Origin of the sequence: Methylopila henanensis (assembly GCF_042681025.1) — a bacterium.
Taxonomy (GTDB): Bacteria; Pseudomonadota; Alphaproteobacteria; order Rhizobiales; family Methylopilaceae; genus Methylopila; species Methylopila henanensis.
This window is the reverse complement of the sequence record NZ_JBHUER010000005.1, coordinates 13,623-26,282: the sequence shown is the minus strand read 5'-3', so window position 1 is coordinate 26,282 and position 12,660 is coordinate 13,623. Positions and strand designations below refer to the sequence as shown.

The following is a 12,660-nucleotide window of genomic DNA, read 5'->3' as shown; positions in this document are numbered from 1 at the left end:
GGTAGCCTGATCGGGACGCGGGCGATCCCGCCCGACGTCTGTGACGAGGAGAGCGACGATGAAGACGCTTACCGCCACGCTGCTCGCCGCCGCCCTTGCGGCCGCCGTCGCGGCGCCTGCTTCGGCCGAGCCCTGCGCCCGGAAGAACACCACGGCCTCGACCCAGACCGACAACCGCGCCGGAACCTGAGCCCCCGCCAGCTCCGGCGCTGAAGACCGACGGCCCGGGCCCCAGCGCCCGGGCCGTCTTCGTTTGCGGGGCGCCGGCAGGGCAGCCCTGCGCGCTTGCGTGTTTGTCGCCTCGCGCAGCCGTGATACCCGCGGTCGGGAGGTGATCCGATGCCCACAACGACGCCCGCCGATCCCGACGTCGTCACGACCCCGACTCGCGTCCAGCCCGAAACACCCTGGGCCGGCTACGCGCTCGCGGCCGCGGGCGCGATCCTGTTCTCCAGCAAGGGGATCCTGATCAAGTTCGCCTACGCCGAGGGCGTCGACACCGAGACGCTGCTCGCGCTGCGCATGGGGCTTTCGGTCCCGGTCTACGTCGCGATCGGGCTGATGGCGGTCGCGCGCGCAGGGCGTCCGCAAGCCCTCGACGGGCGCACGCTCGCGGCCTCGCTCGCCATCGGCCTGCTGGGCTACTGGTTCGCGAGCTACACCGACTTCCTCGGCCTCGCCTACATCTCGGCGCCGTTCGAGCGGCTGATCCTGTTCACCTATCCGCTGTTCACGGTGCTGCTCGGCGCGGCCTTCTTCGGCCAGCCGTTTCGGGCGCGGGCGCTGCTCGCCTTCGCGCTCGCCTATACCGGGCTAGCGCTGGTGTTCGTGAAGGACGTCGAGGCCGCGGGCTTCGACGCCACGCGCACCGGAACGCTGCTGGTGCTGGCCTCCGCGCTCGCCTTCGCGCTCTACCAGCTCTTCGCCAAGGGCCAGATCGCTAAGCTCGGGCCGAAGCTCTTCACCTGCATAGCCATGACGGCTGCGGCCGCCGCCGCGATCGTCCAGTTCCTCGTCGTGCGCGACCTGAGCGTGCTGTCGGAGCTCACGGCCAAAGCGTGGCTCTACGCCGCGATGATCGCGGTGCTCAGCACCATCCTGCCGAGCTTCCTGCTGTCGGCGGCGCTGCACCGGATCTCGGCGCAGGCGAACGCCGCCATCGGCACGGTGAGCCCGATCGCGACGCTCGTGCTGGCGGCGCTGTTCCTCGGCGAGCGGGTGACGGCGATCGACGTCGCGGGGTCGGCGCTGGTGCTTGCGGGCGTCGGCTGGTTCACCCTCGCCGAACAGCGCCGGCGCTGAACCCGCTTCAGGCGGCGCCGGCGAACAGCGCGTCGAAGTCGAGCCGCGCGAAGTCCGGCGCGGTTGCGCGGACGTTCCGGAATTCGGCGAAGGCCTCGGCCGGCAGCGTGGTGGTGATCGCGACCGCCGGCATGCCGGCGCGCCGCGCCGCCTCGACGCCGAGCGGCGCGTCCTCGAACACCAGGCATTCCTCCGGGCGCGCGCCGAGCTTCTCGGCCGCCGCGAGGAACATGTCGGGATGCGGCTTGCCGCGGTAGCCCATCGACGGCTGCACCACCGCCGCGAAGCGGCTGCGCAAGCCCAGCCCGTCGAGCGTGAAGTCGACGTTCTCCGGCGGGGCCGCGGTCGCGACCGCGGCTTTCACGCCGCGCCGGTCCGCCTCCGCCATCAGCGCCGCGAAGCCGGCATGGGCCGCGAGCCGCGGCGCGTAGAGCCGACGGTAGATCGCCTCCTTCGCGGCGCCCATGGCCGCGATCTCGGCCGCGGGACGGTTCGGGAAGAACTCGGAAATGATCTCGGGGTTGGTGCGCCCGGCGGTGCGGCGGAAGAAGCTCGCCCGATCGAAGGCGAGGCCGACCTCCGCGTGCCACGCCTCCCAGGCGTCGTCGTGGACCGCCATGTTGTCCACGAGCGTGCCGTCCATGTCGAAGATCAGCCCGCGAACGGGCGTCACGCGGACGGCCCCTCGGCCGGCTCGTCGAACAGGCCTTCGGGCGGATCGATCACGGCCCGGCCTCCGGCGACGTCGACCACGGGAACGACCGCGCGGGTGAAGGGCGCGTAGACCGTACGCCGGGAGCCGGCGAGGCGCAGCTCGAGCAGGTCGTCGGCGCCGAAATTCTGCACCGACGCCACCTCCCCGACCACCGCGCCGGACGTGTCCTCGACCCTGAGGCCGATCAGGTCGGCCCAGTAGAACTCGTCCTCGTCCTCCGCGGGCGGCAGCGCCTCGCGGGGCGTGAACAGGCCGACGCCGTTCAGCGCCTCGGCCTGGTCGCGGCTGTCGACGCCCTTGAACCGGGCGACGACCATATCGTCCTTGAGATGGCGCAGACTCGCCACCTCGAAGGCGCGCGCGCCGTCCGCGGTCGTCACGGGCTTGTAAGCCTTGAGCGACATCGGATCGGCGGTGAAGGCCTTCACGCGCACCTCTCCCCGGACGCCGTGGGCGGCGCCGATCACGCCGATCTGGACGAGGCGGGGCGAGGTCATGGGCGAGGCTCCGCGCTCCTGTACCGGCGCGGCGCCGGGACAGGAGCGGCGGCGCAACCTTACTCGGCGGCTTCGGCGGACTTGGCCGCGGCGGCCTCGGCGCGCTCCTGCGCCTTCTTGCCGGGCTGGCCCTTGGTCGGGTTGCTGCGCGCGTCGCGCTTCAGCAGACCGGCCTGGTCGAGGAAGCGGTGCACGCGATCGGTCGGGGTCGCGCCCTTGGCGAGCCACTCCTTGGCCTTCTCGGCGTCGAGCACGACGCGCTCGGCCTCCTTCGGCAGCACCGGGTTGTAGGTGCCGATGCGCTCGATGAAGCGGCCGTCGCGGGGGTAGCGCGAGTCGGCGACGACGATGCGGTAGAACGGACGCTTCTTGGCGCCGCCGCGGGCGAGACGAATCTTCAGGGCCATTGTCTTATTCCTTTTCTCTAGCTCGACATCCCGGACGGCCGTGGGGCCGGGCCGGGATCATGTTCAGACTTTGCGTTCCATCCGGCGGACGATCCCGGCTTTGCGCTGCGCTTCAGCCGGAACGACGCCTGAATTCACTTCTTCTTCCCGAAACCCGGGAAACCACCGCCGAGGCCCGGCAGCTTGGGGCCGCCGCCGAGACCGCCGGGAAAACCGGGAGGCAGGCCGCCGGGCGCGCCGGGAAAGCCGCCGCCGGGGAAGCCGGGCGGCAGGCCCTGCGGCATCTTCCCGGCCTTCAGGTCCTCAAGCGCCTCCGGCGGAATCTGCGGCGCGCCGCCGCCGAAGCCGAGCGCGGCGCCGAGCCCCGCGAGCGGGCCGCGGCCGGACTTCGCGCCCTTGCCCATCATCTTCATCATGTCCGCCATCTGGCGGTGCATCTTGAGCAGCTTGTTGACGTCCTCGACCTTCGAGCCCGAGCCCGCAGCGACGCGCTTCTTGCGCGAGGCCTTCAGGAGGTCGGGATTGCGCCGCTCGGCCTTGGTCATCGAGTCGATGATCGCGGCCTGGCGCTTGAACACGCTCTCGTCGATGTTCGCGCCCGCCATCTGCTTCTTCAGGTTGGCGACGCCCGGCATCAGCGACATCACGCCCGACATGCCGCCGAGCTTCTGCATCTGCAGCAGCTGCTCCTTGAGGTCGTTCAGATCGAACTGACCCTTGCGCATGCGCTCGGCGGTCTTCGCCGCCTTTTCGGCGTCGATGGTGGCCGCGGCCTTCTCGACCAGCGAGACCACGTCGCCCATGCCGAGGATGCGGTTGGCGATGCGCGCCGGGTCGAAGTCCTCGACCGCGTCGAAGCGCTCGCCGACGCCGACCAGCTTGATCGGCTTGCCCGTGACCGCGCGCATGGAGAGCGCCGCGCCGCCGCGGCCGTCGCCGTCGACGCGGGTGAGCACGATGCCGGTGACGCCGACCGCCTGGTCGAAGGCGCGAGCGGTCGTCACGGCGTCCTGGCCGGTGAGGGCGTCCGCGACCAGCAGCACCTCGTGCGGGTTGGTCGCCTTCTTGACCTCGACCACCTCGGCCATGAGGGCTTCGTCGAGCGTGGTGCGGCCCGCGGTGTCGAGCAGCACGACGTCGTAGCCGCCGAGCCGTCCCGCCTCCATGGCGCGGCGGGCGATCTGCAGCGCCGTCTGCCCCGGCACGATCGGCAGAGTCGCGACCTCGGTCTGCTTGCCGAGGGTGGCGAGCTGCTCCATCGCCGCCGGGCGGCGGGTGTCGAGCGAGGCCATCAGCACCTTGCGCCGGTCGCGCGTGGTGAGGCGGCGGGCGATCTTGGCGGTGGAGGTCGTCTTGCCCGAGCCCTGCAGGCCGACCATCAGGATCGGCACCGGCACCGCCGCGGCGAGGCTGATCGGCTGGGCGTCCGCGCCCAGCATGGCGACCAGCTCGTCATGGACGATCTTGACCACCATCTGGCCGGGCGTGACCGACTTCACGACCTCGACGCCGACCGCGCGCTCCTTCACCCGGTCGACGAAGGACCGCACCACCTCGAGCGCCACGTCCGCCTCGAGCAGGGCGCGGCGGACCTCGCGCATCGCTTCCGAGACGTCCGCCTCGGTCAGCGCGCCGCGTCGGGTCAGCCGGTCCAGTATGCCGCCGAGGCGGTGGGTCAGAGTGTCGAACATGAGAGCGCAGGCGCCTCGCATCAGGTGGGCCGGACGGCCTCGTCAGCCAACGCAAAACGCGCCCGCGGACGTGATCGTCGGCGGACGTTGACCCCCCGAACTCGTGGGACGGGCGGCTTGCGCAGGCGTCTAAGGTCTCAGACGTGGCGTCTACCTACAGGCGCAGGGCGTGAGCGTCAACCGACCGCGCCCTGCGCGGCCCTTGAAGCCGCGACGGAGCGTCGCGCGGCTCCCCGGGCTCTCGCAACCCGACCGCAACGGGCGTATGTCCTCAGGCTGCGAGCACACGTCGAGTCCGTCGACGCGCCGGCAAGACCCTTAAAAGAGGGAGGAGTCGGTCCCGGCGGACCTTCAGCGTCCATATCCGAGGCGGAGCAGGCCCCTTCGCTCGCACCTGCGCCGCACGGCCTAGAAGCCCGTCGGAGAGACCTTTTTGACCACCATCGCATCCTGCAGCCGCGTCCGCAGAGCCTTCGCCTGTTGGCCATCGCGCATCGGCGTCGCCGCCCTCGTCCTCCTCGGCGTGAGTTGGGGATCGGAAGCCTTCGCCCAGCACGAGGCAGGCGGCGCGGCATACGAACAGGCCGCCTGACCGCGGTTTCGCGGAAGGCTGGCGTTTCGTCGCGGACGGCATGATATGAACGCGGACGGCCGATCCCCGCCGCCCGAACACGCCGACGCGCCATGAGCACGCTTCTCGACCGCCCCTTCCTCAAGATGAACGGCCTCGGCAACGAGATCCTCGTGCTCGACCTGCGCGCGGGCGGAGGCCCGGTGACGGCGGACGAGGCCATGGCGCTGGCGCGCGACCGCGACACCCGCTTCGACCAGCTTATGGCGCTGCATCCCGGCCGCGGCGGCGCCGACGCCTTCATGCGCATCTACAACGCCGACGGCTCCGAGGTTTCGGCCTGCGGCAACGGCACGCGCTGCGTGGCCTGGGCGTTGATGCGCGAGAGCGGCCGCCGCGAGGCGCTGCTGGAGACCGCCGCCGGCCCGCTGGTCTGCTCCGCCGGCGACGCGCCCGACCAGATCACCGTCGACATGGGCGCGCCGCGCTTCGGCTGGGCCGACATTCCGCTCGCCGAGGAATTCGCCGACACCCGCGCGATCGAGCTGCAGGTCGGCCCGATCGACGCCCCGCTGATCCACTCGCCGTCGGTCGCCAATGTCGGCAACCCGCACGCGATCTTCTGGGTCGACGACCTCAACGTCGTCGACCTGCGCCGCGTGGGGCCGATGCTTGAGAACCACCCGATCTTCCCGGAGCGCGCCAACATCTCGCTCGCGAAGGTCACGTCGAAGTCGGCCCTGACCCTGAAGGTCTGGGAGCGAGGCGCCGGGCTGACGCTCGCCTGCGGCACCGCCGCCTGCGCCGCCGCCGTCTCGGCCGCCCGCACCCGGCGCACGGGCCGCGACGTGGTCGTCACCCTGCCGGGCGGCCCCTTGCGGATCGTGTGGCGCGAAAGCGACGACCACATCCTGATGACGGGCCCCGCGACGCTGGAGCACGAAGGCGTCATCCGCGCCGACATGCTGCCCGTCGCCGCCTGACGAGACCGACGCGCGGGGACGAAAACGGAGCGCTCGCCGCCCTTGCGCGGCCCAAGGCCTTGTGGCAGGTTCCGCGCGCTTCGCCGGCCCCTGCTTCGCCGGCCGACGCCGCAGTAGCTCAGTGGTAGAGCACACCATTGGTAATGGTGAGGTCGGGAGTTCAATCCTCCCCTGCGGCACCAGCCTTCACGGCATAATCGCGACTTTCGCTGCGGCGCGCTAAGGGGCCTCCGGACGGGCGGCGCGTTGCGTCTGGCGCAACGGAATGCGTCAGCCGATGCCTGCAGTAGCGCGCACCCGCCCTTCCGATCCGCCCGCAGGTTGCGCGCGGGCGCCTTTGCGCGCTTCAGCGGCCCCGCCAAACCCTATGTTGCCACCCTACAACACGCTTATTTCATAAGCAGTCTTTGCACTTTTTTAGTGCGAAACGAGTGTACATAAGGGCCATGGCCGACGTTCGGCTTTGTTTCACGGGGTTTTACAGAATGTTCCTGCGCTCCACCGTCGCCGCCGCAGCGGCGCTTCTCGCCACCTCCGCCTTCGCGGCGGACCTGCCCGCCTATGAGCCCGCGCCGTCCGTCATCGTGCCGTCCTTCACCTGGACCGGCCCGTATATCGGCCTGCAGGCCGGCTACAGCTGGGGCGACGCCAAGTTCCGCGCCCTCGGCGGCCGCGTCAGCTCCAGCCCGGACGGCTTCGTGGTCGGCGCCTACGCCGGCTACAACTTCCAGCTCGACGGCTCGCCGGTCGTGCTCGGCATCGAGACCGACTTCAACTACGCCGACATCGACGCCAGCCGCAGCGTCCTGGGCCTCCGCGGCCGGACCCAGACTGACTGGACCGGCGCGACCCGCGCCCGCATCGGCTACGCCTTCGACCGCTTCCTGGTCTACGGCGCGGCCGGCGTGGCCTACGCCGATCGTGAAGTCCGCGTGCGCGGCGTCGGCCGCGACAGCAAGACCGCGGTCGGCTGGACCGTCGGCGGCGGCGTCGAGTACGCCGCGACCGACAACATCGCGGTGCGCGCCGAGTATCGCTACAGCGACTTCGGCAAGGACAGCTTCCGCATCGCCGGCGCCCGCGTGCGCAGCGACTACGACGAGCATCGCGTGCTGGTCGGCGTCTCCTACAAGTTTGGCTGGTAAGCTCTCCGGCTGACGGAAACGGGGCCTCGCAGCGTCGCTGCGGGGCCCTTTTTCTTTGGCCGCGCCTGCCTGCGGCCAACCTGAAGAACAAACATCAGACGTATTGCTATCGCTTCAAGGACCGGTCGCGCGCCGCCCAAGCATCGGATCCGACATGTCAATTCTGATCGCCCCCACCACCGTTACAATACTTCCCGGAAAAAATGGAAAATGTGCCATTGCCTAAGCTTTGGGGGTAAGTGTCCGTTGCTGAGCCGCCCAAAAAGGGGGCACGAGCGCCGTCAAAACAAGGCGGCGCCGGATAAATGACGCTTTGGGGAGTACAAACGCCATGACCAAGACTTTGGTCGCTTTCGCATCGGTCCTGTTGCTCTCGGGAACGGCCGCCATGGCCGCCGAGTGGGCCGCGTTCAAGACCCTCGACACGGACGGCAGCGGCCGCATCAGCCGCGTCGAGTGGGAGAAGAACGTCGGCAAGCTGAAGCTCGATCCCGCGCCGGTCTTCACGGCGATGGACTCGAACGGCGACAACGGCATCGACGAAGAGGAATGGGCTGCGGCGGAGAAGCTGGCGCAGAGCTACACCGCTCGGTGCCGCGAAGCCTCGGCCTCCTGGTGCAAGGACGCCAAGTAAGTCCCGTTCGGACCTGACGAAGCCCTTGTCCTAGACATCGACGATCTGCCCGAAACCCCGAAGGCGACTTCCGGGTTTCGGGCGACCTCGCAAGCGGTAGGCCTCCCGTCGCGCCGGAATGCCGCGCGGCGACCGCGGCCACCGGGATCGCGCGCAGGCCACGCGTGCGTCGCGCGCTCCGATACGTGAGCGCCTCCTTTTTCCACCGCGAATCGCTTGCCGTCTGGTCCTCCCTTCGGCTTAGCCCGGCCGCATGGTTTCTCTCTGCTTGAGCTTCGGCCTGATGACCGGCGCGCCCTTCGCGCCGAAGGGTCGGCCACGCCGGTCCGAAGGTCGTGAAAGCGATCGAGCGCTCGATTCTGGATTGATTTTGGATTTTATTGGCATCTATATGGCTCCGCCGAGAAGCGGGGCACAAACGCAATGGCGCTATTCGCGAACGACGCGCCGACATGGATCGCCATCGTGGCGGCCTATGTCGCGGTGATGCTGACGCCCGGACCGAACTTTCTCCTCGTGCTCGACGCGGCCTGCTCCGGGTCGCAGCGGGTCGCTCTGTCCTCCGCGCTGGGCGTCGCCAGCGGCGCGGCGACGCTCGCCCTGGCCGCCTTTCTCGCGGGCTCCGCGCTGACGCCCTCCGAACCGCTGATCAGCTTCAGCCGCCTCGCCTTCGGCGCGCTCGTGATGGCGCTCGGCTTCCGCACGCTGACGAGCGCGGCGAGGCCTCTGGCCGAGCAGCCCGTCAAGACCAAACGAGAGACCGCGCATTTCAGGATCGGACTGGCCACGTCGGCCAGCAATCCGATAACGGCGCTGTTCTTCCTCGCGGCCGCCGCGACCGCCGCCGGAACCGTGACGACGCTCGAGCGCGTCGCGCTTGGAGCAGCCGTGTTCGCGATCGCCGCCGTGTGGTTCGCGACGGTCGCGGTGGTCGGCGGAGCCAGCATGCGCGCGCTGCGCCGCGGAACGCCGTCCGGAGCGCGGATCGCGCAGGCGTGCCGGCTCGCCGCCGGCGTCGCGCTGATGTCGTTCGGCCTCCACCGCTTCATCGCCGAGGCGGCCGCGCTGCCGTTCTGACGCTTCGCGATGTGACAGCCGGGCGAGATTCAGCTAGCGAAAGCGCGCGGGAGAGCGGGACCTCCCGCGCTTTGGCGGCATGCGATGAACGGCGTTCTTCTCCTCACCCTCCAGGCGCTGCTGTACTTCGGCGTCATGGCGGCCCTTCTGCGCGCGCGCTTCGCCTACGGCATCGGCCTGTTCGTGTGCGCTCTCGGGGTGATGCACTTCCTCGAGACCTACCTCGCGGCGGTGTTCTTCATCGAGCTGCCCTTCGGCCTGCTGTCGCCTGGTTCGACGGTGCTGTTCTCCGGCAAGCTGATGATGTTCCTGCTGCTTTACGTCCGCGAGGACGCCGAGACCGTGCGGCAGCCGATCTACGGGCTCATGATCGGCAACCTGCTGCTGGTCGGCCTCGCGCTCATCCTGCGGCAGCACGAGACGCTGGCCCCGCTGCCCGGCTACCAGGCCGACATGCGTTTCATCGACCAGATCGGCATCCTCATGGTGTGGGGAACGCTGCTTCTGTTCGTGGACGTGATCGCGCTGATCCTGCTGTACGAGCGGCTGTTCCGGGCGTTCCGGCGGCGGGCGCTGCCCGCGCTGCTGGCGAGCTCCTGCCTGGTGCTGACCTTCGACCAACTCGCCTTCTTCCCCGTGCTGCACTGGGTCACGGGAACACCGTTCGACGCGCTGTCCGGCGGCTGGGCGGCCAAGATGGGCGCCGCGGCGCTCTACAGCGCGCTGATCGCGCTCTACCTTGGCTTCGTGGAGCCGGCGGACCGGCCGGCGCTGTCCGGCCGGCGCCTGCGCGACGTGTTCGACATCCTCACCTACCGCGCCCGCTACGAGGACCTTCTGGCGCGCGCCGCGATCGACAACCTGACGGGCGCGGGGACCCGCGCCGCCTTCGAGGAGCTGCGCCAGCGGCGGCTGCACCGGCGGAGCGTCGACCCGCGGCCCGTCAGCCTCGCCATGGTCGACGTCGACCACTTCAAGGCCGCGAACGACCTGCACGGCCACGCCACGGGCGACGAGATCCTCGCGACGGTGGCGCGCGCCCTGAGCGGCGCGGTGCGCACCGGCGACGGGGTGTTCCGCTACGGCGGGGAGGAGTTCGTGGCGCTGTGCGAAGGGCTCGACCATCCCGGCGCGCTGGCGCTCGCCGAACGGCTCCGCGCGGCGGTGTCGGAGGCGTTCGCACACGATCCCGACCGCCGCGTCACCGTCAGCATTGGGGTCGCGACCTCGCTGCCGGGCGCGGGCGACCTCGGCCCGACGCTGGCGCAGGCCGACGCCCGGCTCTACGCCGCCAAGCGCGCCGGCCGCGACCGCGTGGTCGGCGAACTTTGAGGCGTCAGAAGCTGTAGTCCTTCTCGACCCGCGGCAGGCCCACCAGCGCGCGGGCGAAGTCGTCGGCGTCGAACGGCTCGAGGTCGTCGACGCCCTCGCCGACGCCGATGAAATGCACCGGCAGACGGTATTTCTCGGCGACCGCGACGAGAATGCCGCCGCGGGCGGTGCCGTCGAGCTTGGTCATGACGAGGCCGGTGACGCCGGCGACCTTGCCGAAAGCCTCGACTTGGCCGAGCGCGTTCTGGCCGGTGGTGGCGTCGAGCACCAGCAGGCTCGCGTGCGGCGCCTCGGCGTCGAACTTCTTCAGCACGCGCACGATCTTCTCGAGCTCGGCCATCAGGCCGGCCTTGTTCTGCAGCCGGCCGGCGGTGTCGATGATCAGAAGGTCGGCGTCCTCCGCCCGCGCCTTGGCGTAGGCCTCGTAGGCCAGCGCGGCGGCGTCCGCCCCGGTCTCCTTGGAGATGAAGATCGCGCCCGCCCGCTCGGCCCACACGCCGAGCTGCTCGACGGCGGCGGCGCGGAAGGTGTCGCCCGCGGCCAGCACGATCTTCATGCCGGCGGTGCGGTAGGTCTCGGCGAGCTTGCCTATGGTCGTGGTCTTGCCCGAGCCGTTGACGCCGACCACGAGGATGACGGCGGGCCGCGCGCTCTCCGGCGGGTCGAGCGGGATCGCGACCGGCGCGAGCGTCTTCGACACCTCCTGCGCCACGATCGCGCGCACGCTCTCGCCGTCGAGCTGGCGGGCGTGGCGGGCGCGGCCGACCGCCGCGGTGACGCGCTCGGCGGCGGCGAGGCCGAGGTCGGACTGGATCAGCAGGTCCTCAAGCTCGTCCAGCGTGGCGGCGTCGAACTTCTCCTTGGTGAAGAGGTCCGTGATTCCGCGGGTGAGCTGGTCCGAGGTCTTGGCGAGGCCGTCGCGGAGCCGGGAAAACCAGGTCTTGGAGCCTTGGGCGTCGGTCATGGGGGCGGTTTTCCGGGGGCTTTGAGGAGGTCACGCGGCGACGAGGGCGCGGCCGTCATGGCCCGCGACGCGCACGTCGAGCGCGGCGCCCCTGGGCGCATCATGGCGGAGGCGAACGAGGGAGAAATCGGCGGCGCGGGCGAGGCCGCGCCCTTCCGACAGCACGTGAAGGCTGCGTCCGACATGGCGGTCGAGATGGCGGGCGAGCAGATGCTCCCCTGTCCGGCGCAGGGCCGCGGCGCGGGCTTTGACCACCTCCGCCGGCATCTGCGGCATGCGCGCCGCCGGCGTGTCCGGCCGTGCGGAGAAGGGAAACACATGGGCGTAGGCGACGCCGCACTCCTCGAGCGCCGCGCGCGTGTTCTCGAACATCGCGTCGGTCTCGGTCGGGAAGCCCGCGATCACATCGCAGCCGAAGGCGACGTCGGGGCGCGCCCGCCGCACGGCCTCGCAGAAGCGGACGGCGTCGGCGCGAGAATGCCGGCGCTTCATCCGCTTCAGGATCATGTCGTCGCCGGACTGGAGCGAGAGGTGGAGATGGGGCGCAAGCCGCTCCTCGTCCGCGAAGGCCGCGAGCAGCGCGTCGTCGACCTCGACCGCGTCGAGCGAGGACAGGCGGAGCCGCGGCAGTTCGGGAACGGCCTTCAACACGGCGCGCACAAGATCGCCCAGCCGCTCGCCATGGCCGAGATCGAGCCCCCAGGCGGTGAGGTCGACGCCCGTGAGCACCGCTTCCTTCGCGCCCCGGTCCAGCACACGGCGGACCTCGGCGACGACAAGCTCGGCAGGCGTCGAGCGCGACGCGCCGCGGCCGAACGGGATGACGCAGAAGGTGCAGCGATGGTCGCAGCCGGTCTGCACGGCGACGAAGGCGCGGGGCGTGACGATCGCGGCGTCCGCCGGCGGCGGCCCAGGGGGCTGCGCCTCGAACACGTCGCCGACCTCGACGCGGGGACGGCCGGGAGCCGCGGTCCAGGTCTCCGGGCGCAGCTTCAGGTCGGCGCCGACGACGCGCGAGACCTCCGGCATCGCCGCGAAGGCCGCGGGCTCGATCTGCGCGCCGCAGCCCGTCACAACGATCTCGGCTTGCGGCCGCGCGCGCGCCGCGCGCCGCACCGCCTGCCGGGCCTGGCGGCTCGCCTCCGCCGTCACCGCGCAGGCGTTGACCACGACGAGGTCGTCCCGTCCGCGCGCATGGGCGCGGATGGTCTCGCCGTCCACGGCGTTCAGCCGGCAGCCGAAGGTAATGACTTCGAGGCTCATGGTCCGCGATATGCCGCAGGCGGCGGGAAAACGCCACCGCCCACGAGAACCGGCGTCGCCGCGCCGGCCGCCGGCGGGC

14 protein-coding genes and 1 tRNA gene are annotated in these 12,660 nt (G+C 70.8%); 9 read left to right on the top strand and 6 right to left on the bottom strand.

Going from position 1 to position 12,660, the window contains the following annotated elements:
- Positions 1-58: 58 nt before the first annotated feature.
- Together ACFSCV_RS08485 and ACFSCV_RS08480 are read left to right on the top strand one after the other, a co-directional pair.
- The gene (locus tag ACFSCV_RS08485) at positions 59-190 is read left to right on the top strand and encodes a hypothetical protein (protein WP_271200919.1); all 132 of its coding nucleotides are present in this window, start codon (positions 59-61) and stop codon (positions 188-190) included.
- Positions 191-339: 149 nt separating this feature from the next.
- Positions 340-1,302, top strand: a complete 963-nt coding sequence (locus ACFSCV_RS08480; RefSeq protein WP_378798887.1) for a DMT family transporter — start codon at positions 340-342, stop codon at positions 1,300-1,302.
- Positions 1,303-1,309: 7 nt separating this feature from the next.
- Here ACFSCV_RS08480 and ACFSCV_RS08475 read toward each other — a convergent pair whose 3' ends face one another.
- From ACFSCV_RS08475 to ffh, 4 genes are all read right to left on the bottom strand, one after another.
- Positions 1,310-1,975, bottom strand: a complete 666-nt coding sequence (locus tag ACFSCV_RS08475) for an HAD family hydrolase (protein ID WP_378798885.1) — start codon at positions 1,973-1,975, stop codon at positions 1,310-1,312.
- Entirely contained in the window at positions 1,972-2,514 is a 543-nt protein-coding gene (gene rimM, locus ACFSCV_RS08470; RefSeq protein ID WP_378798883.1) for a ribosome maturation factor RimM, read from the bottom strand. Before rimM ends, ACFSCV_RS08475 begins: the two co-directional genes overlap by 4 nt.
- 59 nt (positions 2,515-2,573) lie before the next feature.
- Positions 2,574-2,921 carry a 30S ribosomal protein S16 gene (rpsP, locus tag ACFSCV_RS08465; RefSeq protein WP_378798881.1) on the bottom strand — a complete coding sequence of 116 codons (348 nt, stop codon included), beginning with the start codon at positions 2,919-2,921 and terminating at the stop codon, positions 2,574-2,576.
- Positions 2,922-3,055: 134 nt separating this feature from the next.
- On the bottom strand, positions 3,056-4,612 hold the full coding sequence (ffh, locus tag ACFSCV_RS08460) for a signal recognition particle protein (RefSeq protein ID WP_378798879.1): 1,557 nt from the start codon (positions 4,610-4,612) through the stop codon (positions 3,056-3,058).
- Positions 4,613-5,045: 433 nt separating this feature from the next.
- On the opposite strand from ffh, the gene ACFSCV_RS08455 reads away from it, so the two are divergent.
- From ACFSCV_RS08455 to ACFSCV_RS08425, 7 genes are all read left to right on the top strand, one after another.
- The gene (locus ACFSCV_RS08455; protein WP_378798877.1) at positions 5,046-5,204 is read left to right on the top strand and encodes a hypothetical protein; all 159 of its coding nucleotides are present in this window, start codon (positions 5,046-5,048) and stop codon (positions 5,202-5,204) included.
- 92 nt (positions 5,205-5,296) lie between these two features.
- The gene (gene dapF, locus ACFSCV_RS08450) at positions 5,297-6,166 is read left to right on the top strand and encodes a diaminopimelate epimerase (RefSeq protein ID WP_378798875.1); all 870 of its coding nucleotides are present in this window, start codon (positions 5,297-5,299) and stop codon (positions 6,164-6,166) included.
- Positions 6,167-6,273: 107 nt separating this feature from the next.
- A tRNA-Thr gene (locus ACFSCV_RS08445) sits at positions 6,274-6,348 on the top strand.
- 303 nt (positions 6,349-6,651) lie between these two features.
- A complete protein-coding gene (locus ACFSCV_RS08440; RefSeq protein WP_378798873.1) occupies positions 6,652-7,311 on the top strand; it encodes an outer membrane protein in 660 nt (219 codons plus the stop codon).
- Between the two features lie 331 nt (positions 7,312-7,642).
- The gene (locus ACFSCV_RS08435) at positions 7,643-7,945 is read left to right on the top strand and encodes an EF-hand domain-containing protein (protein WP_378798871.1); all 303 of its coding nucleotides are present in this window, start codon (positions 7,643-7,645) and stop codon (positions 7,943-7,945) included.
- Positions 7,946-8,368: 423 nt separating this feature from the next.
- Positions 8,369-9,022: a LysE family transporter gene (locus tag ACFSCV_RS08430; RefSeq protein ID WP_378798869.1), complete on the top strand. Its 654-nt coding sequence runs from the start codon at positions 8,369-8,371 to the stop codon at positions 9,020-9,022.
- Between the two features lie 84 nt (positions 9,023-9,106).
- Positions 9,107-10,354, top strand: a complete 1,248-nt coding sequence (locus ACFSCV_RS08425) for a GGDEF domain-containing protein (RefSeq protein ID WP_378798867.1) — start codon at positions 9,107-9,109, stop codon at positions 10,352-10,354.
- Between the two features lie 4 nt (positions 10,355-10,358).
- Here ACFSCV_RS08425 and ftsY read toward each other — a convergent pair whose 3' ends face one another.
- Together ftsY and mtaB are read right to left on the bottom strand one after the other, a co-directional pair.
- Entirely contained in the window at positions 10,359-11,318 is a 960-nt protein-coding gene (ftsY, locus tag ACFSCV_RS08420) for a signal recognition particle-docking protein FtsY (protein ID WP_378798865.1), read from the bottom strand.
- Positions 11,319-11,348: 30 nt separating this feature from the next.
- Positions 11,349-12,581 (bottom strand): tRNA (N(6)-L-threonylcarbamoyladenosine(37)-C(2))-methylthiotransferase MtaB, encoded by a 1,233-nt coding sequence (gene mtaB, locus ACFSCV_RS08415; protein WP_378798863.1) that lies wholly within the window; start codon positions 12,579-12,581, stop codon positions 11,349-11,351.
- Positions 12,582-12,660: the final 79 nt, after the last annotated feature.

What these genes read in the sequence shown, in the direction of transcription:
- ACFSCV_RS08485 (WP_271200919.1), top strand. Translation starts at nt 59, where the DNA reads ATGAAGACGCTTACCGCCACGCTGCTCGCCGCCGCCCTTGCGGCCGCC.
- ACFSCV_RS08480 (WP_378798887.1), top strand. Translation starts at nt 340, where the DNA reads ATGCCCACAACGACGCCCGCCGATCCCGACGTCGTCACGACCCCGACT.
- rimM (WP_378798883.1), bottom strand. Translation starts at nt 2,514, where the DNA reads ATGACCTCGCCCCGCCTCGTCCAGATCGGCGTGATCGGCGCCGCCCAC.
- rpsP (WP_378798881.1), bottom strand. Translation starts at nt 2,921, where the DNA reads ATGGCCCTGAAGATTCGTCTCGCCCGCGGCGGCGCCAAGAAGCGTCCG.
- ffh (WP_378798879.1), bottom strand. Translation starts at nt 4,612, where the DNA reads ATGTTCGACACTCTGACCCACCGCCTCGGCGGCATACTGGACCGGCTG.
- dapF (WP_378798875.1), top strand. Translation starts at nt 5,297, where the DNA reads ATGAGCACGCTTCTCGACCGCCCCTTCCTCAAGATGAACGGCCTCGGC.
- ACFSCV_RS08440 (WP_378798873.1), top strand. Translation starts at nt 6,652, where the DNA reads ATGTTCCTGCGCTCCACCGTCGCCGCCGCAGCGGCGCTTCTCGCCACC.
- ACFSCV_RS08435 (WP_378798871.1), top strand. Translation starts at nt 7,643, where the DNA reads ATGACCAAGACTTTGGTCGCTTTCGCATCGGTCCTGTTGCTCTCGGGA.
- ACFSCV_RS08430 (WP_378798869.1), top strand. Translation starts at nt 8,369, where the DNA reads ATGGCGCTATTCGCGAACGACGCGCCGACATGGATCGCCATCGTGGCG.
- ACFSCV_RS08425 (WP_378798867.1), top strand. Translation starts at nt 9,107, where the DNA reads ATGAACGGCGTTCTTCTCCTCACCCTCCAGGCGCTGCTGTACTTCGGC.
- ftsY (WP_378798865.1), bottom strand. Translation starts at nt 11,318, where the DNA reads ATGACCGACGCCCAAGGCTCCAAGACCTGGTTTTCCCGGCTCCGCGAC.
- mtaB (WP_378798863.1), bottom strand. Translation starts at nt 12,581, where the DNA reads ATGAGCCTCGAAGTCATTACCTTCGGCTGCCGGCTGAACGCCGTGGAC.